Below are 20,194 nucleotides of genomic sequence, written 5' to 3' on the forward strand. Positions count from 1 at the left end.
CAATGAGTCACGAATTTCTTCAAATCCTCTGGTTCATCCTCATCGCGGTCCTGTGGGCCGGGTACCTCGTCTTAGAAGGCTTCGACTTTGGTGTCGGCATGCTGCTGCGGTGGCTGCCGAACAACGCTAAAGAACGACGTCTCATGCTCAACTCGATCGGCCCGCACTGGGACGGCAACGAAGTATGGCTGCTCACCGCTGGTGGCGCGACCTTCGCCGCCTTCCCGGAGTGGTACGCCACCATGTTCTCGGGCTTCTATCTTGCCCTGTTCGTCATCCTCGTCGTCCTGATCCTGCGGATCGTCGCCATCGAATGGCGCGGCAAGATCTCCGACGTCGTCTGGACCGAGCGTTGGGACTGGATCCACACGGTCTCCGCGTGGGTTGCCACCTTCCTGTGGGGTGTCGCCTTTGCCAACCTCGTCCAGGGCGTTCGGATGGAGGTCGTCGCCCGCGGCACGTGGGAGGCGATTCCGCCCGCAGAGATCACCCAGGGCACGCTCGCCAATGCCGTGCACGTGATGCCCGGTGGCTTTAGCGGCTTCTTCTCCCTGCTCACGCCCTACACGATCCTTGGCGGGCTCGTGACCTGCGCACTGTTCCTTACCCACGGCGCGATCTTCCTCGCGCTGAAGACCGAGGGCGACCTGCAGCAGCGGGCCATCGCGCTGTCGAAGAAGGCCTCCATTGCCTCCCTCGTCATCGCCGGTGTCTTCGCCGTGATCGCGCAGCTCGTCTACGGGGGCCACTGGCTCGGCTGGATCGGCCTCGTCGTGGCAGCCGTCGCGCTCGTCGGAGTCGTCCTTGCGACGCACGCCGAGCGGGAGGGCTGGGCCTTCATTGGCAACGCCGTGGCAGCGATCTTCGCCGTCGTGTTGATCTTCTCGACGATGTACCCGAACGCGCTGAAGTCCTCGATCGATCCGGCCTACAACCTGACGATCTGGGATGCCTCGAGCTCGGAAAAGACGCTGCCGGTCATGACGATCGTCGCGCTGACCCTCGTTCCCGTGGTCCTGGCCTACATCGCCTGGTCCTACTGGATCTTTAGGAAGCGGCTCACGGTCGATCACATTCCCGATGAGAATGCTGGTCTGCCCATGAGCTTCCTGTCGAACTAACACCGAAGCAAGGCGCGGCGGCTGGGATCTCCTGGCCGCCGCGCTTTGCTATGGAACTGTTTGGGATAATGGTGAACTGTGACGCCCCTTGATCCTCGCTTGCTCTCCCACGTGCGGGCCGCGCGACGCTACATCATCTTCACCGCGGTAACCGGCTTTGTGCAGGCGGGGCTCATCATTGCCCAGGTCCTGCTCATCGCCCACGCGATCGCCCCCGTCATCACCGATGGCGTTTCCCTGGCCTCCCGGCTGCCCTTCGTTTGGGCGCTCGCCGGCGTCGTGCTCGCCCGCGTGGTGACGACAATCGCGCACGAGCGCTACGCCCACCGCGCCGCCGATGACGTCGTCGCCGAACTGCGCGGCGCGGTGCTGCGCCACGCGATCGCGATGGGGCCGCGCGCGGGCACCGAACGTGGCAGCGAAGTCGTCACGCTCATCACGCAGGGCCTGGAAGACCTCCGCCCCTACTTCGTGAGGTACGTCCCGCAGCTCATCCTCGCGGCGACCGTCACGCCAGCCACGCTCATCGTCGTCTTCCTCTACGACTGGGTGGCGGGCCTGACGATCCTGTTCACGATCCCGCTGATTCCGCTGTTTATGGCGCTCGTGGGGTGGATGACGCAGTCGTATTCGACGACGCGGCTGGCCAAAATGCGCCGGCTCAACGCCGAGGTCATCGACCTGCTGACGGGCCTGCCGACGCTGCGCGGCTTTGGCCGGGAGCTCGGGCCGATCGCGCGCGTGAAAGTCATCGCGCAGGCCTACACCAGGGTGACGATGCAGACCTTGAAGGTCGCCTTCCTTTCCGGCGCGGTGCTCGAATTCCTCGCGACGCTCTCCGTCGCGCTCGTCGCCGTCGGCGTCGGCATGCGGCTCGTGAGCGCGCTCATCGCGCTGCTGCCGGGCCTCGTCGTCATCATGCTCGCGCCGGAGTGCTTCCAGCCGCTGCGCCAGGTCGGCGCACACTTCCACGCCTCGGCCGATGGCATCGCTGCGGCCGACGCCGCCTTCGAGCTGCTAGCCCAGCCCGTGCTCGCCGATGGCACGCGCGAGGCACCGGCACCCGATGGGCGCGCCCCCGCGATCGAGTTTTCCGCCCTCAGCGTCGCGGCGCCCGGGCGCGACCTCCTCGCCCCCGCGCGCCTGAACGGACGCGCCGAGCCGGGCACGCTCACCGCCCTCGTGGGAGCCTCGGGCAGCGGCAAGACGACGGCGATTATGGCGGTGCTCGGGCTCGTGCGGCCGGCCGCCGGCGCGGTGCGTGTCGAATTCGCCAGCGGCGAGCACGCCGACGTCGCGGACCTGGCGCGCGAATCCTGGCACCGCTGGTGCACCTGGGTGCCGCAGCGCCCCTCGATCATCCCGGGGCGAGTCATCGACCAGTTCGCCGCGAGCGAGACCTCCGAGGCTCCGCTGCTCGCGGGCGCCGAACTGCCCTCGGCGCGGCTGGAGGATGCGGCCGCGATGACGGGCTTCGACGAAGTCATCGCCGAGCTGCCGGCGGGCTGGGATACCGTCATCGGGCACGGCGGCTATGGCCTGTCCGTCGGGCAGGCGCAGCGCCTGGCGCTCACGCGCGCACTCGTGGAGCCGACGCCCGTCATGCTGCTGGACGAACCGAGCGCGCACCTGGACGCCGCCGCGGAGCGGCACGTCCTGGCGAGCCTTACCGCGCTGAAGGATCAGGGCGCGACCGTCATCGTCGTCGCCCACCGTCCCACGCTCATTCACCTGGCCGACGTCGTCATCGATGTGCGAAGCGAAAGCGCCTCGACGCTAGCGAGGACCTCATGATTGCTGATCTGCGCCGCGCGCTTCCCCTGCTTCGGCTGCGCCCCGGCGGCTTTGCGCTCTCCGTCCTGTTTGGCTCGCTCGGGCTCGGCTCGGCGATCGCGCTGTCGGCGGTAGCCGCGTGGCTCATCGCGCGCGCCTCCCAGATGCCGCCCGTGCTCTCCCTGACCGTCGCCGCCGTGGCGGTGCGAACCTTCGGCGTCTCACGCCCCGTGCTGCGCTACCTGGAGCGGCTCGCCTCCCACCAGGTCGCACTCGAGGGCATGGCGGCGCTACGCGTCCAGCTCTACCGGATCATCTCGCGCGGCAAGGTCTCGGCGCTCGCCGGCGTGCGGCGCGGGGATCTGCAGGCGCGGGTCTCCACCGACGTCGAGCAGTTGGCCAACGTCGTCGTCCTCACGCTGCTGCCCGCTGCCGTCGCGGCCGTCGTCGGTATAGGGGTCGTCGTCTTCCTCGCGTTCCTCTCCCCCCTCATCGCGTTGATCGTCGCGCTGTGCCAGATCGCTGCCGGGCTCATCGGGCCCTACCTGACGATGCGGGCGGCGCGGATTTCTGAGATCGAACGCCGGCAAAGCGAAGTCGAGCTCGGTGCCGATGCCTTGAGCGCGCTGACGGATGCGACCGAGCTGCAGGTCTCCGGCCGCCTGGGCGAGGTGTTGCAGCGCATTGAGGGGCACGAGGCCGCCCTGACGCGGGCCTCCGACCGTGCAGCGCTGCCCGCCGCGCTCGGCTTCGGGTTCGACACCCTCGCCCTTGGTATCGCCGTCATTGGCGCGATCCTCGTCGGGATTAGCGAGGTCGCGACGGGGGCGCTGACCGAGGTCGAGCTCGCCGTCGTCGTCCTCACCCCGCTCGCCGCTTTCGAGGGCATTAGCCTGCTCGGGCCGGCCGCCGTGCAACTGGTGCGCTCGGCCGCCGCGGCATCCCGCATCCTCGCGCTGCTCGATACCGCGGCCGGTGAGCCCGTCACCGCTCCCCTCGGTGACGACGTCGACCCCACGCCCGGCGCGCGGCCGCCCGCCACCCGCGAGGGCGCGCACCTGCGCCTGACTGGCGCATCGCTCGCCTGGCCTGATCATCCGATCATCGCCCGCGACATCGACCTCGACATGCCCGAGGGCGCGGCCATCGCCGTGGTGGGACCCTCCGGCGTCGGCAAGACGACGCTGCTGGCGACGCTGGCCGGCTATATCCCGGTGGCCGACGGCGAGCTAAGCCTCGATTCCCGCCCCGCCGAGCGCGAACGGCTCGCGGAGACGGTTGCCGTCACCGCAGAAGACGCCCACATCTTCCACGCGAGCCTGCTGGAAAACCTGCGCGTGGGCAACGGCCAGCTGACGCCCGCAGATGCCAGGGAGCTGCTGGAGCGAGCGGGCCTTGGGCCGTGGCTCGCCTCGCTGCCCGAGGGCCTCGAAACCATGATGGGCTCGGACGGCCACACGGTCTCGGGCGGCGAGCGGCGGCGCATTCTGCTCGCGCGCGCGCTCGGTTCGGGCGCGCCCATCCTGCTCATGGACGAAACGGCCGAACACCTCGATGGCGAAACGGCCGACCGGCTCATCGCCGATCTGCTCGCCTCGGCACGCAGCGCGGGCCGCTCCGTCGTCCTCGTGACCCATCGACTCTCGGCGCTTGCCGGGGCGGACGAGGTCATCATGCTCGGGCGCGCCGGATCTGACGCTCGTATCCTTGATCGAGGGAGCCACGAGCACCTGCTCGATACCAACGAGCACTACCGCTGGCTGCTAGCGCAAGAACAGGAGCAAGCATGAGCGAGCATCCGCACACCCCGGCCCTTTACGGGGCCGCCCTCGACCTCGCGGCGACGCTGGAAACCCCCGAGCTGCTACAACGCTTCGTCGATCTCGCCGCCGAACTCTCCGGCGCGCGCTACGCCGCCCTCGGGGTCCTCGCCGCCGACGGGACGACCGTCCAGTTCGTCCACCACGGCATGAGCGAGCAGGATGCGCGGGCGCTCGGCCATCCGCCCGCGGGCACCGGCGTGCTCGGCGCGATTCCGGCCAATGGTGCGCTCGTCCTCGAGGACCTCACGACCCACCCGGACTTCGGCGGCTTTCCGGACCACCACCCGCCGATGCGCACCTTCCTCGGGGTTCCGGTCACGATCCGCTCCCAGGTCTATGGCCGGCTCTACCTGGCAGAAAAGCCGGGCGGGTTCACCGACCACGACGTCAGCCAGATCCAGTCGCTGGCCGCGGCGGCCGGCGTCGCCGTGGAAAACTCCCGGCTCTATGGGCACGCGCGGGCGCGCGAACGCTGGATCCAGGTCTCCCAGGAGATCACGACGACGCTGCTGGAGGGCACCGAGGAGGAAGAGGCCCTCGAGATGATCGCTGATCGGGTGCGCGAAGTCTCGGGCGCCGATACCTCGTGCATCGTGCTACCGAGCCTCGGCCAATCCTGGGCGTGCGAAATCTCCAATGGTTACCGCGCGCGCGACCTGCTCGGCACGGTCTTCCCGCCCGACGGGCGCGCCCTGACGGTGCTGGCCGACGGCACGGGACTCATCGTCGATTCGCTGCAGCGTGCCTCCAGCGTCAAGGTCGAGGCGCTGCTGCACTTCGGCTCCGCCCTGTATGCCCCGATGATCGTGCGCGGCGCGCGGATGGGCGTGCTGATTCTGCTGCGTAAGCCCGGGCGTCCCCCCTTTGAGGGCGCGGACCTGCTCATGGCCGAATCCGTCGCCCAGCAGGCGGCCCTCGCCCTGGAGCTGGCCAGCGCCCGCCACGCCCAGGACCTCGCCAACCTCGGTGATGAGCGCGCCCGCATCGGCCGCGACCTCCACGACCTCGCGATCCAGCAGCTGTTTGCCACCGGCATGCAGCTGGAATCAGCCCGGGAGCAGGCCCGAGATGCGGGCCGCGCAGACCTCGTGGAAATCCTCGAGTACTCGCTGTCCTCCGTTGACGAATCGGTGCGCCAGATCCGCTCGATCGTCCACCGGCTGCGCGAGCCCGATGAGGCCCTCATCATCGTCGAACGCCTCCGCCGCGAGGCATCACTTGGCCGCACCGCGCTCGGCTATGCCCCCTCCCTCGTCATCTCCGTCGACGGCGTTGACGTCGACGATACGGCCGACGACGGTGAACTCGTCGACCAACTCGATGCGCGCGTCGATCCGGATATCGCCGATGACGTCGTCGCGGTCGTTCGTGAGGGGCTGTCCAATGCGGCGCGGCATGCGCGCGCCCACTCCGTGCAGGTGCAGGTCGCGGTCAAGGGCCGGGGGCCGACGGGCCGGATCGAGATCCAGGTGGAAGACGACGGCCTCGGGCTCGACCCGCACTCCTCGCGCCGCTCGGGGCTCGATAATTTGGCGGCGCGCGCTCGCCGCCACGGCGGCACGTTCTCGCTCGGGCGGCCCGAGCGCGGCCGGGGCACGCTGCTCAGCTGGCAGGCCCCGCTGACCTGAGGCTACTGGCGCCAGCCGGCGGCGCGCTGGCCGGCGACCCAGGCCGCGACCTGGGTGCGGCGCTGCAAGCCCATCTTGGCCAGCAGTGCGGTGATGTGGTTCTTGACCGTCTTTTCCGCAACACCCAGCTTCTCGCCAATTTCCCGGTTGGACAGGCCATCGCCGATGAGCTCGAGCACCTTGCGCTCCGAGGGCGTGAGGTTGGCCGTCGGATCTTCGTGATCGGCGCGCCGGCGCGTCACGGTCCGCTCATCGAGCAGGATCCGGCCATCGGCCACGGCCTTGACGACGTCGGAGATCTCCACGCCGCGCACGGTTTTCAGCAGGTAGGCCTTCGCGCCCGCGTGCAGCGCCTGGGCGAGGGCGTCATCGTCGTCGAAGGAGGTCAGGACTACGGCCTTGGCGTCGGGTACCTGCTCGGTGAGCGCGTTGATGATGTCGATGCCGGTGCCGTCGGGCAGCTGGAGGTCAACGAGGACGACCTCGGGACGCACGAGGGTGGCGCGGCGCACGGCCTCGGCGACCGATCCGGCTTCCGCGACGACCATGAGGCCGTCGGCGCGGTCAACAATTTCGGCGATTCCCCGGCGCACGATCTCGTGATCGTCGACGATCATGACGCGGATATCACGGGGAGCAGATGAGGTGGTCACGTCCAAAACCCTAGCACTTTGCCAGGTGGGCGGGAGCCGGAAGCCGCTGGCAGGAAGGGCAGCGGTGCGAGGAGCGGTTGGCGAAGGACTCGCGCACGATCGGGCGGCCGCAGCGCGGGCACGGCGCACCGGTGCGGCCGTAGGCGTTGAGCTCGCGCGCGAAGTAGCCCGAGCGCCCCGAGGTGTCGACGTACAGCGCGTCGAAGGAGGTGCCGCCGGCCGCGAGCGCCTCGGCAAGGACATCGCGGACGTGGCCGAGCAGGCCAAGCACTGCGCGCTGGGTCATGGTGGCGGTCGCGCGGCCCGGGTGGATGCGAGCGCGCCACAGCGCTTCGTCGGCGTAGATATTGCCGATCCCGGCGATGAGGCTCTGATCGAGCAGGGCGCGTTTGATGGAGGTCGTGCGGCCGCGGATCGCACGCGCGGTGGCGGCGGGCTCGTAGTGGTCATCGAGGGGGTCGCGCGCGATGTGAGAGACGACCTCGGGAATAAGCGCGGCGCTGCTCCCCCAGCCGGCGCTCTTGGAATCGCTCGTGGGCACGAGCGGGCTGACGAGCAGGTGGCCGAAGGTGCGCTGGTCGACGAACCAGACGTCGTGCTCGCCGATGTGAAAGCGCGCGCGCCGATGGTGGGTGGGCATTCCGGGGCGCGGGTCGATGAGGATCTGGCCGCTCATGCCGAGGTGGATGACGAGCGCTTCGGCGCGCTCGGACAGCTCCCACCACAGGTACTTGCCGCGCCGCACGACGCCCTCAAGGCGCGTGCCGGCAAGGACGTCGAGGATATGGTCCTCGCCGCCCGGAGAGCGCCGGGTGGCGCAGGGGTGGAAGAATTCGGCGTCGATGACGGGCTGAGTTAACAGGTGGCGGGCGAGGCCCGCGCGGACCGTTTCGACTTCGGGCAGCTCAGGCATCGCTCAACAGGACCATGGCCTTTTCGCATGCGTCGCGCAGCGCCACTCGTTTGGAGGGCGCTTGGGCCTGGGTCGTCACCTCGCCGACGGTGACGATCGCGGTGAAGCGCCGGTCGTGATCGGGGCCGCTGGTTTCGATCTCGTAGTGCGGTTCGCCGAGGTCGAGTTCGGCGGCGCGCAGCGCGAGCTGGGTGCGCCAATCCACGCCCTGGCGGCCGGAAAGGACGCGCTGGAGTTGCCCCTGGATGAGGCGCAGGACCATCATTCGCGTCGTCTCGAGACCGCCGGTGAGGTAGGCGGCTCCGATGAGTGCTTCCATCGCGTCGCACAGGATCGAATCGCGATTGCTGCCGCCGGTTTTCACCTCGCCTTTGCCCAGCAGGACATAGCTGCCGAGGTCGATATCGCGCGCGATATGCGCGAGGGATTCTTGGGAGATGACGCCGGCGCGCAGTTTGGAGAGTTCGGATTCGCTGTGGCGCGGGAACTTGTGAAACAGGTAGTCCGTCACGATGATGTCGAGCACGGCGTCGCCGAGGAACTCGAGACGCTCGTTATCGGGCAGGCCACCGGCCTCGTGGGCGAAGGAGCGGTGCGTGAGCGCTTGGACCAGCAGGTCCTCATCGACCGCGGCGCCAAGGCTTTGGAGCAGCGGGGCGCTTGCTGTCATGACTCCTCGTCGTCTCGCGGGCTCGCCAGCCCGGACAGTGCTGACCAGCGGGGATCGAAGTTTTCGTGGTGGTGGTCCGCCGGGGCGTCGCGCAGGGCGATTCCGCAATCGGGGCACAGCCCTTCGCAGTCCTCACGGCACAGCGGTGAGAACGGCAGGTCACCGAGGATCGCGTCGCGCACGACCTGTTCGATATCGATGTAGTTATCGCTGACGCGCGGAAGTTCTTCGGCTTCCTCATCGCCGTCATCCTTGGCCCGAGTCACGGCTTCGGTGTAGAGGAACAGCTCATCGATGCGGGTATCGACGGGGATGGTGACGGCATCGAGGCAGCGTACGCATTCGGCTTCGACCTGGGCGCGCGCGGCTGCCGAGAGGAAGACGCCGTCGAGCACCGAGTCGAGGGTGCCGGTCAGGCTCACGTGGCGCCCGGCCTCGATGCGCGCGACGTCGCTGCCCCAATTCTCGGCGAGGGTGACGTCGAGATCGATAGGGCGTTCGCTTCCCGGTGAGCGGGGCAGGTCGGCAAGGTCGAGGACCCAATCGCTCGAGGGGTCAAGGTGCGGAGTTTTCTTAGGATTCATCGCTCGGGTGATCTTCCTCGTTGTAGGCGGCCAGTTGTTCTCCCAGGACGCGCCGGCCACCGGAGACCTCGCGCAGCGCACGGTTGAGGTTGACTTCCAGCTGGGCGAGGGTTCGGTCGCAGTAGTCCTGCGCATCGCGAGTGAGTTTCGCGGCGCGAGCCTCGGCTTCTGCCTCAATGGTCTGGGCGTGCTTGGTGGCGGCTTCGACGACCTCTTGGTCGGCGAGGATCGCTTCGGCTTCTTTGCGGGCCTGCGCGCGGATGCGGTCCGCCTGCTCGCGGGCGGAGGCGATCGTGACGTCGGCGCCGCGCAGCGTCGCATCGGCGCGCGCGATCTCCGTCGGCACGAGTTCGCGCGCCGTATCGATCATCTCCAGGAGTTCTGCTCGCGAGACGATAACCGAGGCACTCATGGGCATGGCACGCGCACCGCGCACGTAGTCGGCAAGCGTGTCGAGGATTTCGGTAAGAGAGTCGCCGCGGGAGTTATTCTCCGATGACGTCGCCACTAGTCCCTCCGGCCGAAGATACCCGACAGGGCTCGCTCAACGGCGGGCGCAACGAAACCGGAGACATCGCCACCGTGGCGGGCAACGTCCTTCACGATCGAGGAGGCGATGTGGTTGAGGCCGGGCGCTCCCATGATGAAGACGGTCTCGACGCCGGACAGCTCGCGGTTCATGAGACTCATGGCGAGTTCAGCGTCGAAATCGGCCGAGCCGCGCAGGCCCTTAATGATGGCCGTGGCTTTTTGTTCGCGGCAGAAGTCCGCGAGCAGGCCTGGCACCGGCAGCACCTCGACGTTGTCGATGTGCTGACAGGAGGCGCGTGCCAGCTCGACCCGCATATCCAGGTCGAACAGTGAGTTCTTGGAGGCGTTGTAGGCGACGGCAACGATGATCTTGTCAAACATCGTGCGCGCGCGCTCGATCACATCGACGTGTCCGAGCGTCATCGGGTCATAGGAGCCGGGGCAAACAGCAATGGAGGAAGTCATACCCTCTAGCCTACTGCGCTAGTTCCAGATACGTGAGGCGAGTTTCGCCGTAGGCTTTCTCGCGCCACACCTGCCAACCGGCTGGTGGATCCAGCTCGCTGCGGGTGGCAGATTCGGCGATGACGAGGCCGTCGGCAACGAGCAACTGGCGATCCTCGATCGTCACCAGGCACTGGTCGATGAGTTCAGGCGCGATGTCGTAGGGCGGATCGATGAAGACGAGGTCGTAGGCGACGGTCGTCGCCTCGTCGGCGACAAACGTCCGAGCGTCGCGCGCATGGACCGCGATCCGGGTACTGGCCAGGTTCAAGCCGGCGATGTTCTTCTTAATGATCGCCGCGCTCTTGTGGTGGGACTCGACGAGGTCTGCGAACTGCGCACCGCGCGAGAGCGCCTCGATGCCGAGCGCTCCCGAACCCGCGCACAGGTCGAGGACCCGCGCACCGTCAAGCAGGCCGGTTGTTTCGAGGGAGGAAAACAGCGCCTCTCTCACCCGATCGGAGGTCGGGCGGGTGCCGGAACTTGGGACCGCGAGGCGCTGACCGGCGAGATCGCCCGCGATAATCCTCGTCATGTCCGCTCCAGGTATTCGCCTTCGTCGGCCAGGTTCATGACGGCCCACAACAGGGCACGATGCTCACTCAGGTCGGGATCGCCTGCCAGGGTGTGGGCTGCCGCGTCGCGAGCGTCCTCGATAATCCGCCGGTCCTTGATCGCCGACAGGACGCGCAGTCCGCTACGGCCGCCGGTCTGGATCCGGCCGAGGACGTCTCCCTCGCGCCGGGTAGCGAGGTCGATTTCGGCCAGAGCGAAGCCGTCGGTGGTGGCGGTGAATTCGCTGAGCCGGTCGATCCCTTGGCCTTCGCGGGCCTGGTCGACGATGAAGCAGACACCGGGTTTGCTGCCGCGTCCGATGCGGCCGCGCAACTGGTGGAGCTGGGCGAGGCCAAAGCGGTCAGCATCGAGAATGATCATGACCGTCGCATCGGGAACGTCGACGCCGACCTCGATGACCGTTGTTGACACGAGTAGCGGGGTCCGGCCAGAGGCAAAGTCTGCCATGGCCCGGTCCTTGTCCTCCGCCGACATCCGGCCGTGCAGCTGCCCAATTCCAATCCCCTGCAGGGCCGGATCCTCGGCGAGCTGCGTAGCTACCTTTGTCACGGCAGCCAATGCGCGCGGCGCCTCGTCGTCGTCGCTGGCGATCTCGGCGCCGTCTTCGCCCGCTGCGCCGTCATCATCGATCCGGGGACACACGACGTAGACGCGCCCACCCGCGGCGATTTCTTCGGCGGCGCGCTGCCACATCCGGCGCACCCAGCGCTCGTTATCGGAGGGGATCCGATAGGTTTCGACCGCCGCCCGTCCGGCCGGTAGTTCGTCCAAGGTCGAGGTCTCCAGATCACCGAAGACGGTCAGCGCGATCGTGCGCGGGATCGGAGTGGCCGTCATATGCAGCACGTGGATGGGGCCTGATGGGCCCTGGCGGAGCCGATCGCGCTGTTCGACTCCGAAGCGATGCTGTTCATCAACGACGACGAATCCCAGATTTGCGAACTGCACGTCATCGGAAAACAGTGCGTGCGTCCCAACGACAATGCCCGCTGCACCACTTGCGACCTCGGCGCGCGAGGTTCGTCGTTCGGCGGCCTTCTGGCTTCCGGTCACGAGCGCGACTCCGACGCGGTCCTCCCCGCCGAGGAGCCCGCTGCCGCTGAGCTCGCCGAGCAGGTCGAGGATGGTGCGGTAGTGCTGATAGGCCAGCACCTCCGTTGGGGCGAGCAGCGCGGCCTGGCCCCCGCCCTCAACCACCTGGAGCATCGCGCGCAGCGCCACGATGGTCTTACCGGAGCCGACATCACCCTGGAGCAGGCGCATCATCGGCGCGGTGCCGTTCAGCGCGTGCGAAATCTCCTCACCGATGCGCTGCTGCCCGGCCGTCAAGGCGAACGGGAGTCGCTCATCAAAGCGCGCCAGAATGCCGTCCTCGCTCGGCGGCCAGGCGCGCGTCGTCGAGCGTTGCGCGATGAATCGGCGCCGCTGCAATAACACCTGCAGGACGAAGGCCTCGGTGAATTTCAGCTCCGCGAGCGCACGTTTGTAGTCAGCGTTTTCGGCCACCAGGTGGGCATGGCGGAGAGCGTCCACGAGATGGCCCATGCCGCGTTGGGCGCGCACCATATCCGGCACGATGTCCGGGATATCACGCTGATCGGCGGCTCCGAGCACCGTCTGGATCGCTTTGCCGATGGCGCGAGAACTGATGGCCGAGCTCGCGTGGTAGACCGGCTGAATCCTGGTGGCTTCCTGCCCGAGCGCATCGACGTCGCTGAACTCGTCATAGAAGTCGGCCTTGGGTTGGGTCAGTGAGAGCTCCCCGCGATACTCACGCACCTTGCCCGAGAAAAAGGCTCGGACGCCGGGACGAAACTTTGAGCGATAGAAGGACTCCATCCGCCGGGAACGGATGAAGTAAGGCAGTTCAATGAGGCGCGAGCCATCGGTTGCCATGACCTTCATCAACGTCATCCCCGGACGACCGGTCGTGCGCGTGGTGACGTCAACGACTTCCAGATTGAGCACGACCTGGGCACCGGGTGTCAAGCCGGAGATCGGGGTGAGGTCGCCCGGATCCTGGAGCCGGAACGGGACGTACCACAGGAGGTCCTCGACGGTGTGGAGCCCGAGTTTGGCGAGTTTCTTCGCGCTCGTCGTACCCAGGTGACGGGCGAGGTCCTGCGACAGATAGGGCAGCCGGCCGGCGATGTCAGCCATGGTTGAGCACCCACACGTCGGGCCGCGGCTGACCGGCCGCACATTCGTAGACCTCGATGCCGAGTGCGGCGAGGGCTCGTGCCATCGAGCGAGCCAGTCGCGATGCGGCGATGGATTCGCCAACGAAGAGCGTGACGACTTCTCCCTCGGCACTGGAAAAGGTTTGGAGTGCGCGCTGGACTAGGCGTTCCGGATCCGCGCTGGCTGAGGCCGTGATCTCGTGGATTTCGACTTCGGCGTCGCAGGCTTGGGCGAGATCAAGCGGATGCACGTCACTATTCATGAGGCGCGCGATCCCCCATTCGGTACACACGGCGAACACGAGCGGATCGCAATCCGTGGGGGCGACCGAGACCTCGATTCCTTCGGAGCTCACTTCCGGGTCGGTGGCGACTAGGCGCGCAAGCTCGGCGAGCTGTTCGGAAGCGGGCAGGATCGTGACGTCAGTGGCACCCGTATCGATGACGGCCTTGATAAGGGCTGCCCTGGACGGGTTGAGTGCCGTGACTGCCCCGCATCGCGCTAACTCATCGAGCAGGCCAACGCCCGTCGTCGTGGCGACGAGGCCAAAGCGCGTCGCCGGTGCCTGCAGGTGGCGAACCAGGACCTGCTCGACGGGAGAGGTGGGGAGAGCCTGGGTTGGTTCATCGAGGTGGACGTGGACGTGCCAATAATCGTCCTGCCCTGCCACTACCGCGACCGAGTATCCGACGGCTCGGAGTTTGGACCGCAGTTCTTGCGCGTAGCGGCGATCGGTCTTCGTCACGTACATGACTTCAAACTCGCCCTCGCCGGCTGGCGCCTCGTGCGGCGCGCTCGCATCATCGGCAAGGTTCCACGGAATCGGATCGCGATCGCTCGCGCCGAGGGCCTCGGCGAGCGTGTCGAGCAGAACGACGTAGGAGGCGGCGCCGGCGTCAATGGAGACCGCGGTGCCGATTTCCTTTCCGAGCAGTTGCCCCGTTCGGGACAGCGAGTCGATACCTGCAGCATGGGCCGTCGCGGCGACATCGCGCAGCGTGGCGTCAATAGGCAGGTTCACGACAGCTTCGGCTACGTCGCGGGCGACGGTAATGATCGTGCCTTCCACGGGGTCAGCGACAGCGTCGTGGGCGGCAATGGCGATCGCATCCAGGGCCCGGATGAGGTCGGTCGGGCCGGCTGTGCTCAGGCCGGCAAAAGTCCTGGCCAGGGCCTGGAAGGCCTGCGAAAGGATGATCCCGGAGTTGCCGCGAGCGCCCCACAGCGCTCCCTTCGCCATGGCGGTGGTCAGAGTCGACAGATCAGCGTCGTCACCAACTCGTTGCGCGGCACGAGCCCCCGCCGTCACGGTGAGGACCACGTTGGTGCCCGTGTCGGCATCGGGGACTGGAAAGACATTGAGCGCATCAACTTTGGTTCGGACAGCAGCCAGCGCGCGCAGGGCTTCAGCGAGCCAGGCACGGGCGTGGTCGGCGTCCAGGGTGAGCGGTGCGGTGTCCATGTGATAGGCAGGTTACCGCCGATGGCCGACACAATCACATCTGTGTCCTACGGCACCAGCGACAAAGTTTGGGTTTTGAGCCCAAACCTGTGTATTCTTGACCGGTTGCCCCATGTCGGTCACTCCGATAAGGGCGCCTAAAAGACCACCCGCGATGCGGGAACTCAAGTGATCCGAGGAGAAGAACCGTGGCTGCCACCTGCGACGTCTGCGGCAAGGGCCCCAGCTTCGGCAAGAGCGTCTCGCACTCGCACGTGCGCACCTCGCGCCGTTGGAATCCGAACATCCAGCGCGTGCGCGCCCTCGTCGACGGCACCCCCAAGCGCCTGAACGTGTGCACCTCCTGCCTGAAGGCTGGAAAGGTCGCGCGCAACGCTAAGTAAGCGCACCTGCGCAAAAAAAAGAGGACGGATTTCCGTCCTCTTTTTTGTTGCCCTGCTGCTAGCTGGCCGGCAGATTGACCATCCAGGTATTGCCGTACTTGTCGGTTGCGCAACCAAAGAGGTCACCCCATGGCTGTACCGAGACCGGGCAGACCATCGTGCCCTCGGCTGCAATGGCCTCGATGACACCGGTGAGGTGGTCGACGGAGCCGTGATCATCGCTCACGAGGGCGACATCAGTGCGCGAGGATCCGATGTTTTCATCGCTCCCGCCGGTCATGCAGTCGTCGGAGGCATAGATCGTGACGCCGCACTCGCTGGTGAGAACAGCGTGCGCGACAAGGTCTGGAGCGGCACTCGTGGGGTCGAGGTCCTTCAGGTACGTAAAGGACACCTCCCCACCCAGAATCGTGGCGTAGTAGGTCATCGCTTCTTTCGCGTTCGTCGTGAACGCAAGCTGAGGGATCGCGGTGATGGTCATGAGGTTTCTCCCGTGGGTGTGCAGTTGATGTTCCAGGTGTTGCCATATTTGTCGGTGACGGCACCGAAGTTGTCTCCCCAGGGTTGTGCCCCGTACTCGCAGATGACCTCGCCCTCGGTGCTAAGCGCCGCAAAGAATGCCATCAGGTATGCCTCGTCCTCGGCGCGGCCTGCCAGTGTGATCGAGGTTCGCGACTCCCCTTGGTTGCCACTCTTTCCGCCAGTCATGCAGTCGTCGCAGGCTTCGAAGGCGATGCCGCGGGAGTTGCGCAGGACGCTGCGTGCGACGAGATCAGGCCGCGTCGCTTGTGGGAAGACGTCCCCCATTCGCGTCACGATAAGTTCCCCGCCGAGCAGCGAGTGATAGTAATCCATGGCCTCGCCGGCATTCGTGGAAAACGCCAATTGCGGAAGAGTCGTGATCGCCATCTGCACCTCCTCGAGAGTCAGTGGCTCAACTCTAGGTCCGCCGCCTCATCGTGACTTGTCCGAAGTTGCGCACCTCAACGCGCGCTAGGAGAAGTGATCCCAGCCGGGTGCTTCCTCACCCAGGTGGTCAGGTGTCGTGACCTCGCCACCTGCGCCGGTGACCTGCCCAATGCGGGAAAACCCCTGGGGCAAATCCACGTGTGGCGGGAACGTTGCTACAAGGGCGTGGTCCTCTCCGCCGGTCAGCCACCAGGCTGCCGCTCGCGATGCGGCATCCTCGTCCTTACCGAGCAGCGACGCGATCAACTCCAGGTTCGACAGGTCGGGAAGCGAATCGAGCACGATTCCAACGTCGCTGGTCCGTGCCAGCCGGCCGAGGTCACGTAGGAGGCCATCGGAGATGTCCATGGCTGTGCTGGCCCCGGCGAGGCCGGCGCGGCGGCCCGCGGCGAGCGGCGGCTGGGGCCGGCGGTAGATGTGCCAGGCGTACTTCGCCAGCTCTGCGGCATCACCCTCTGCGTCGGCGAGATCCTGCCAGTGATCCGAAAGCCGATCTGGAATGCGCTGCGCCTGCCCAAGCGCCAATCCGGCGGCCGAATAGCCAAGCGTCCCGGCGACAGCGACGATGTCTCCGTCACGAGCCCCGGCCCGGGTTAGCGGTTCGCGACCCTCTAAATCTCCCAGCGCCGTGATACTGGCCATGATCATCTCGCCGCCAGATAGATCGCCTCCCGCGACGCCCACGGGCTTCATCCACTGCGATACCGCGTGTTCGCAGGCCTGCGCAATTCCGCGCGCGAAATCATCGATCCACGCCACCGGGGTCTGGGCCGGTAACACGAGACCAATGAGCATCTGTGTTCCGACCGCCCCCATCGCCGAGACATCAGAGAGATTTTGCATCGCGACGCGCCACCCGACATCTGATCCCGTGGACCATTCGCGACGAAAATGCCGATCCTCGACAATCACGTCCGTGCAAGCGACGATGCGGCCATTGCGAGCTGGGAGTACCGCCGCATCATCGCCGTTATCGATCACGCTCTCGCCCGCCGGCATGAGCGGAATGATGCGCGAAAGGAGCTCATCCTCGCCAAGATCGGCGAGCGAAGGTTTCAGATCTGCCACGATTCGACCGTACAGTGGAAGGGTGATCCCTTCCCGCTCCCTCGCCCGCCTGGGCGCAATCAGCGTGGCCGCTGCGGCCGCGTTATCGGGCTGCGCTGCCCCGGTTCACCTCTCCCCCGCGCCCTACGCGCCGGACCCGGTATGCGCGCGAGTCTTTCAGAAGATGCCGCGCACGATCGCGGGCATGAAACAGATCTCGACCGACGCGCAGGCCTCCATGGCCTATGGGGATCCCCAGGCCCCGGTCACGATCCGGTGCGGACTCAATCCGCCCCCGCCAACGACCGATCGCTGCCTATCGGTCAGCGCTTCGACCGCCAAGGACACCGCGGCAGAGGGTATCGATTGGATCAATCCGGAATACGGCTCCCCGCTCATCCCCGCGCACGCCCCGGACTCCGCATGGACCTTCATCACCTACGGCCGCGCCCCGGCGATCGAGGTCGTCGTGCCGGCAGAAACGGGACTAGAACAGCCCACCGCAGTGCTGTTAGCGATGACGAAGGCCGTTGAGGAAGTTGAGGCGACGACGCACTGCGTCGGTGCGACCGACGTCGTTGGAGATCGGCCCTCGAACTAGCGCAGGCCGACCGGCCGCGCGAGCGCGAGCTCGATGAGCTCGGTGACGAGCTCCCGGTAGGAAAGCCCGGCCTGCTGCCACATGTAGGGGTACATGGAATACGGCGTCATTCCGGGCATCGTGTTGATCTCGTTGACGAGGATCTCGCCGGAATCGGTGTAGAAGAAGTCCACCCGGGCGAGCCCTTCGCATTCCAGTGCTTCAAAGGTTGCGGCCGCGTAATCGGCGATGCGCTGGGCGACATCCTCCGGTAGCTGCGCCGGGGCCTGCATGCTGACGGCGTCGTGCGAGAAGTACTTGGTTTCCCAGTCGTAGAATTCATCGGGTGCCAGGTCCATGACGACTTCACCGACGGGAGCAACGCGCGGGCGACCATCACGGCCGGCAAGGACCGCGACCTCAATCTCGCGCGCCGTCACCCCCTCTTCGACGATGACTTTCGGATCGTGCTCGTGGGCGGCCTGGATCGCGGCCGCGAGCTCGGCGACGTCATCGACCTTGGTGATGCCGAGCGAGGAACCGGCGCGCGCGGGTTTGACGAACAACGGACTGGCGAGCGCCGCGCACTGTGCGAGGACGCCCTCGCGATCGCGCTGCCATGCGGCGGGAGTGACCGCGACGTAGTTTCCGACCGGTAGCCCGGCTTGCTGCAAGACCACCTTCGTCATGTGCTTATCCATACCGGCAGCCGAGGCGAGCACGCCGGAGCCGACATATCGCACGCCCAGCATCTCGAACATCCCTTGGACCGTGCCGTCCTCACCAAAGGGCCCATGCAGCAGCGGCAGAACGACGTCGACGACACCAAAATCAGCGTGGGTGCCGTTGGTTCCGATGAGCCGCACCTCGTTGGCGCCATCCTTCACGAGAGTGACGCCGGGCGCGTCGGCGGGAACCTCGGCGTGGCCGCCTTCGAGCGCCTCGGGTTCGGCGGGCACAAGCACCCAGTGGCCCGAGCGCGTGATCCCAATGACGAGCACATCAAAGCGCTCCAGATCGATATTGCGCAGGACTCCCGCGGCGGTGAGGCACGAAATCGAATGTTCACCGCTCACGCCGCCAATGAGCAGCGCAACCCGCGGTTTTCTCCCGGTGGTTTTCATCTCATCCAGAATAACCCCTGGCGCCCGCGCGAAAGCGCTGACCCGGCCAGGTGTAGCGTGGTGAGCGTAAAACAGCCTCGTGCCTAGGAGCTCACATGCGTCGCTCGATCATTGCTGCCGCTGCCCTTGCGGCCCTCGCCGTTGCTGGCTGCACCGCATCGGTCTCCCCATCTGGCACTTCGACGCCGAGCGCCCCAACGACGACGACGCCCGCGGCGAGCGCCTCCCCGAGCGAAAGCGCCTCCCCGAGCGAAAGCGCCTCCCCGAGCGAGAGCGCCAGCCCGACCGCGACGACGACGGCCACTGGCGGCGAGGTGAGCGCTAGTGAGAGCGCCGGCAAGGTCCTGCTCACGCTCGAGCAGGGTCCGCAGGATGCGTCCACGCTGCACGGCAAGATCGTCGTCGGCCAGGGCGGCTGTATCGCGTTCGTCCCCGTGCCGGGGGGCGGCCGCCCGGTCCCGATCCTGGCGCCCGCCTCGGCGAGCTACGACGGCGCCGATGCCGTGACGATCGGCTCGGCCACCTATCGCTTCGGCCAGCTCGTGGACCTGGAAGGCATCGAATACGATGCGAGCGCGGAACTTGATGCCGCAACGGCCCAGCGCTGCGGCGGCAGCCAGGTCATCTGGCTGGCGGGCAACTAACTAGCGGCGTTCGTCCTTGTGCGGGCGTGAGAGCAGCGCTCGCATCATCGTGTGTAGGTCCATCCCGTCGTAACATGCGGCCACGACGGCATCCGTCAGCGGCATCTCGACGCCGAGCTGGCGCGCCAGGTGCTGGACCGAGCGCGAGGATTTCACGCCCTCGACGGTGCCGCCGGTCGCCGCAATCGCCTCCGACACGCTCATGCCGCGCCCCAGATGGGCGCCGAAGGTGTGGTTGCGCGAGAGCGGGGACGCGCAGGTCGCGACGAGGTCGCCCATTCCGGCCAGGCCCGCCATCGTCTTCGGATCCGCGCCCAGTTTGAGCGCAAGACGCGTAATCTCGGCCAGCCCGCGCGTAATGAGCGTGGCCTTCGTGTTATCGCCGAACCCGGCGCCGGTTGCCATACCGACGGCGATCGCGATGACGTTCTTGACCGCACCCCCGAGCTCCACGCCGATGACGTCGGTATTCGTGTAGGGGCGGAAATAGTCGGTCACGGTCAGCGCCGCGACCCGCGCGGCACGCTCGGCATCGGCGCACGCCATGACGGTGGCCGTCGGCTGGCAGGCCGCGATTTCCTTAGCCAGGTTCGGACCGGAGACGACGACGATGCGCTCGCGCTCGGCGCCCGTCACCTCCGCGATGACCTCACTCATTCGCTGATCGGTCGTGAGCTCGACGCCCTTCATGAGCGAGACCCACGTCGTATCCGGCCCGGCATTCTCAATCGTGGCCAGCACATCACGCGCGGACTGCGCCGGCACCGCGACGACGATGACATCGGCCCCTTCCGTCGCCTCGTTGATGTCAGTCGTGGCGCGCACCCTCGGCGGCAGCGGGAAGCCCGGTAGCCGCGCAGAGTTGTGATGGTGGTCGTTGATTTCGGCGACGCAAGCCGCATTGCGTCCCCACATGAGGGACTCGTGGCCGGCATCGGCGAGCACCTTCGAGAAGGCGGTTCCCCAGGCGCCGGTCCCGAGGACGGCGATTCGCGGCGAGGCGGCAGCAAGATCTGGCAGGTGCATGC

At 67.0% G+C, this 20,194-nt stretch carries 21 protein-coding genes; 7 read left to right on the forward strand and 14 right to left on the reverse strand.

All coding sequences use genetic code 11. From position 1 onward, the window contains the following. Positions 1 to 2: 2 nt before the first annotated feature. The 4 genes from cydB to BLU67_RS09030 all read left to right on the forward strand — a co-directional run bounded on the left by cydB (position 3) and on the right by BLU67_RS09030 (position 6,345). A complete protein-coding gene (gene cydB / locus BLU67_RS09015; RefSeq protein ID WP_092565172.1) occupies positions 3 to 1,121 on the forward strand; it encodes a cytochrome d ubiquinol oxidase subunit II in 1,119 nt (372 codons plus the stop codon). A gap of 78 nt (positions 1,122 to 1,199) precedes the next feature. Further along, positions 1,200 to 2,915, forward strand: a complete 1,716-nt coding sequence (cydD, locus tag BLU67_RS09020; protein ID WP_092565174.1) for a thiol reductant ABC exporter subunit CydD — start codon at positions 1,200 to 1,202, stop codon at positions 2,913 to 2,915. Further along, positions 2,912 to 4,684: a thiol reductant ABC exporter subunit CydC gene (gene cydC / locus BLU67_RS09025; protein ID WP_092565176.1), complete on the forward strand. Its 1,773-nt coding sequence runs from the start codon at positions 2,912 to 2,914 to the stop codon at positions 4,682 to 4,684. Before cydD ends, cydC begins: the two co-directional genes overlap by 4 nt. Beyond that, positions 4,681 to 6,345 (forward strand): GAF domain-containing sensor histidine kinase, encoded by a 1,665-nt coding sequence (locus tag BLU67_RS09030; RefSeq protein WP_092565178.1) that lies wholly within the window; start codon positions 4,681 to 4,683, stop codon positions 6,343 to 6,345. The genes cydC and BLU67_RS09030 overlap by 4 nt, the downstream gene beginning before the upstream one ends. 2 nt (positions 6,346 to 6,347) lie before the next feature. Here BLU67_RS09030 and BLU67_RS09035 read toward each other — a convergent pair whose 3' ends face one another. The 9 genes from BLU67_RS09035 to BLU67_RS09075 are packed head-to-tail and all read right to left on the reverse strand — an operon-like array spanning position 6,348 to position 14,419. Then, positions 6,348 to 6,962 (reverse strand): response regulator, encoded by a 615-nt coding sequence (locus BLU67_RS09035; RefSeq protein WP_092565275.1) that lies wholly within the window; start codon positions 6,960 to 6,962, stop codon positions 6,348 to 6,350. A 46-nt stretch (positions 6,963 to 7,008) separates the two neighbouring features. After that, positions 7,009 to 7,911, reverse strand: coding sequence for a bifunctional DNA-formamidopyrimidine glycosylase/DNA-(apurinic or apyrimidinic site) lyase (gene mutM / locus BLU67_RS09040; RefSeq protein ID WP_092565180.1), 903 nt, complete (start codon positions 7,909 to 7,911; stop codon positions 7,009 to 7,011). Beyond that, positions 7,904 to 8,581 (reverse strand): ribonuclease III, encoded by a 678-nt coding sequence (gene rnc / locus BLU67_RS09045; RefSeq protein WP_092565182.1) that lies wholly within the window; start codon positions 8,579 to 8,581, stop codon positions 7,904 to 7,906. Before rnc ends, mutM begins: the two co-directional genes overlap by 8 nt. Beyond that, positions 8,578 to 9,165: a YceD family protein gene (locus tag BLU67_RS09050; protein WP_176780763.1), complete on the reverse strand. Its 588-nt coding sequence runs from the start codon at positions 9,163 to 9,165 to the stop codon at positions 8,578 to 8,580. The genes rnc and BLU67_RS09050 overlap by 4 nt, the downstream gene beginning before the upstream one ends. Beyond that, positions 9,155 to 9,673, reverse strand: a complete 519-nt coding sequence (locus tag BLU67_RS09055; protein WP_092565186.1) for a hypothetical protein — start codon at positions 9,671 to 9,673, stop codon at positions 9,155 to 9,157. The genes BLU67_RS09050 and BLU67_RS09055 overlap by 11 nt, the downstream gene beginning before the upstream one ends. Continuing rightward, a complete protein-coding gene (gene coaD, locus BLU67_RS09060; RefSeq protein ID WP_092565188.1) occupies positions 9,673 to 10,161 on the reverse strand; it encodes a pantetheine-phosphate adenylyltransferase in 489 nt (162 codons plus the stop codon). Before coaD ends, BLU67_RS09055 begins: the two co-directional genes overlap by 1 nt. Before the next feature lie 10 nt (positions 10,162 to 10,171). Further along, positions 10,172 to 10,735, reverse strand: coding sequence for a 16S rRNA (guanine(966)-N(2))-methyltransferase RsmD (gene rsmD / locus BLU67_RS09065; protein ID WP_092565190.1), 564 nt, complete (start codon positions 10,733 to 10,735; stop codon positions 10,172 to 10,174). Then, complete coding sequence (locus tag BLU67_RS09070; protein ID WP_092565192.1) at positions 10,732 to 12,936, reverse strand: ATP-dependent DNA helicase RecG; 2,205 nt, start codon at positions 12,934 to 12,936, stop codon at positions 10,732 to 10,734. The genes rsmD and BLU67_RS09070 overlap by 4 nt, the downstream gene beginning before the upstream one ends. Next, complete coding sequence (locus tag BLU67_RS09075) at positions 12,929 to 14,419, reverse strand: DAK2 domain-containing protein (protein WP_092565194.1); 1,491 nt, start codon at positions 14,417 to 14,419, stop codon at positions 12,929 to 12,931. The genes BLU67_RS09070 and BLU67_RS09075 overlap by 8 nt, the downstream gene beginning before the upstream one ends. Positions 14,420 to 14,607: 188 nt before the next feature. Here BLU67_RS09075 and rpmB point away from each other — a divergent pair, with 188 nt between their 5' ends. After that, entirely contained in the window at positions 14,608 to 14,802 is a 195-nt protein-coding gene (gene rpmB, locus BLU67_RS09080; RefSeq protein WP_092565196.1) for a 50S ribosomal protein L28, read from the forward strand. A 58-nt stretch (positions 14,803 to 14,860) separates the two neighbouring features. Here rpmB and BLU67_RS09085 read toward each other — a convergent pair whose 3' ends face one another. The 3 genes from BLU67_RS09085 to thiL all read right to left on the reverse strand — a co-directional run bounded on the left by BLU67_RS09085 (position 14,861) and on the right by thiL (position 16,839). Next, positions 14,861 to 15,283 carry a VOC family protein gene (locus tag BLU67_RS09085; protein WP_092565198.1) on the reverse strand — a complete coding sequence of 141 codons (423 nt, stop codon included), beginning with the start codon at positions 15,281 to 15,283 and terminating at the stop codon, positions 14,861 to 14,863. Next, positions 15,280 to 15,711: a VOC family protein gene (locus BLU67_RS09090; RefSeq protein WP_092565200.1), complete on the reverse strand. Its 432-nt coding sequence runs from the start codon at positions 15,709 to 15,711 to the stop codon at positions 15,280 to 15,282. Before BLU67_RS09090 ends, BLU67_RS09085 begins: the two co-directional genes overlap by 4 nt. An 84-nt stretch (positions 15,712 to 15,795) precedes the next feature. Further along, positions 15,796 to 16,839 carry a thiamine-phosphate kinase gene (gene thiL, locus BLU67_RS09095; RefSeq protein WP_092565202.1) on the reverse strand — a complete coding sequence of 348 codons (1,044 nt, stop codon included), beginning with the start codon at positions 16,837 to 16,839 and terminating at the stop codon, positions 15,796 to 15,798. A gap of 22 nt (positions 16,840 to 16,861) precedes the next feature. Between thiL and BLU67_RS09100 the strand changes: the two genes are divergently transcribed. Then, positions 16,862 to 17,419, forward strand: a complete 558-nt coding sequence (locus BLU67_RS09100; RefSeq protein WP_176780764.1) for a DUF3515 family protein — start codon at positions 16,862 to 16,864, stop codon at positions 17,417 to 17,419. Here the strand turns inward: BLU67_RS09100 and BLU67_RS09105 are convergent. Then, positions 17,416 to 18,522, reverse strand: coding sequence for a D-alanine--D-alanine ligase family protein (locus tag BLU67_RS09105; protein WP_092565204.1), 1,107 nt, complete (start codon positions 18,520 to 18,522; stop codon positions 17,416 to 17,418). The genes BLU67_RS09100 and BLU67_RS09105 overlap by 4 nt on opposite strands. A gap of 95 nt (positions 18,523 to 18,617) precedes the next feature. Between BLU67_RS09105 and BLU67_RS09110 the strand changes: the two genes are divergently transcribed. After that, on the forward strand, positions 18,618 to 19,166 hold the full coding sequence (locus tag BLU67_RS09110) for a hypothetical protein (RefSeq protein ID WP_092565206.1): 549 nt from the start codon (positions 18,618 to 18,620) through the stop codon (positions 19,164 to 19,166). On the opposite strand, the gene BLU67_RS09115 is transcribed toward BLU67_RS09110, so the two are convergent. Beyond that, on the reverse strand, positions 19,167 to 20,192 hold the full coding sequence (locus BLU67_RS09115) for an NAD(P)H-dependent glycerol-3-phosphate dehydrogenase (RefSeq protein ID WP_092565208.1): 1,026 nt from the start codon (positions 20,190 to 20,192) through the stop codon (positions 19,167 to 19,169). It abuts the gene before it with no gap. Positions 20,193 to 20,194: the final 2 nt, after the last annotated feature.

Origin of the sequence: Bowdeniella nasicola, assembly GCF_900107735.1 — a bacterium.
Taxonomy (GTDB): Bacteria; Actinomycetota; Actinomycetes; order Actinomycetales; family Actinomycetaceae; genus Bowdeniella; species Bowdeniella massiliensis.

Coding starts and splice junctions, on each gene's coding strand:
- BLU67_RS09035 (WP_092565275.1), bottom strand. CDS start 6,962: ATGATCGTCGACGATCACGAGATCGTGCGCCGGGGAATCGCCGAAATT.
- BLU67_RS09110 (WP_092565206.1), top strand. CDS start 18,618: ATGCGTCGCTCGATCATTGCTGCCGCTGCCCTTGCGGCCCTCGCCGTT.
- BLU67_RS09070 (WP_092565192.1), bottom strand. CDS start 12,936: ATGGCTGACATCGCCGGCCGGCTGCCCTATCTGTCGCAGGACCTCGCC.
- mutM (WP_092565180.1), bottom strand. CDS start 7,911: ATGCCTGAGCTGCCCGAAGTCGAAACGGTCCGCGCGGGCCTCGCCCGC.
- BLU67_RS09075 (WP_092565194.1), bottom strand. CDS start 14,419: ATGGACACCGCACCGCTCACCCTGGACGCCGACCACGCCCGTGCCTGG.
- rnc (WP_092565182.1), bottom strand. CDS start 8,581: ATGACAGCAAGCGCCCCGCTGCTCCAAAGCCTTGGCGCCGCGGTCGAT.
- cydB (WP_092565172.1), top strand. CDS start 3: ATGAGTCACGAATTTCTTCAAATCCTCTGGTTCATCCTCATCGCGGTC.
- coaD (WP_092565188.1), bottom strand. CDS start 10,161: ATGACTTCCTCCATTGCTGTTTGCCCCGGCTCCTATGACCCGATGACG.
- BLU67_RS09115 (WP_092565208.1), bottom strand. CDS start 20,192: ATGCACCTGCCAGATCTTGCTGCCGCCTCGCCGCGAATCGCCGTCCTC.
- BLU67_RS09050 (WP_176780763.1), bottom strand. CDS start 9,165: ATGAATCCTAAGAAAACTCCGCACCTTGACCCCTCGAGCGATTGGGTC.
- rsmD (WP_092565190.1), bottom strand. CDS start 10,735: ATGACGAGGATTATCGCGGGCGATCTCGCCGGTCAGCGCCTCGCGGTC.
- BLU67_RS09105 (WP_092565204.1), bottom strand. CDS start 18,522: ATGAAAACCACCGGGAGAAAACCGCGGGTTGCGCTGCTCATTGGCGGC.
- BLU67_RS09030 (WP_092565178.1), top strand. CDS start 4,681: ATGAGCGAGCATCCGCACACCCCGGCCCTTTACGGGGCCGCCCTCGAC.
- BLU67_RS09090 (WP_092565200.1), bottom strand. CDS start 15,711: ATGGCGATCACGACTCTTCCGCAATTGGCGTTTTCCACGAATGCCGGC.
- BLU67_RS09085 (WP_092565198.1), bottom strand. CDS start 15,283: ATGACCATCACCGCGATCCCTCAGCTTGCGTTCACGACGAACGCGAAA.
- cydC (WP_092565176.1), top strand. CDS start 2,912: ATGATTGCTGATCTGCGCCGCGCGCTTCCCCTGCTTCGGCTGCGCCCC.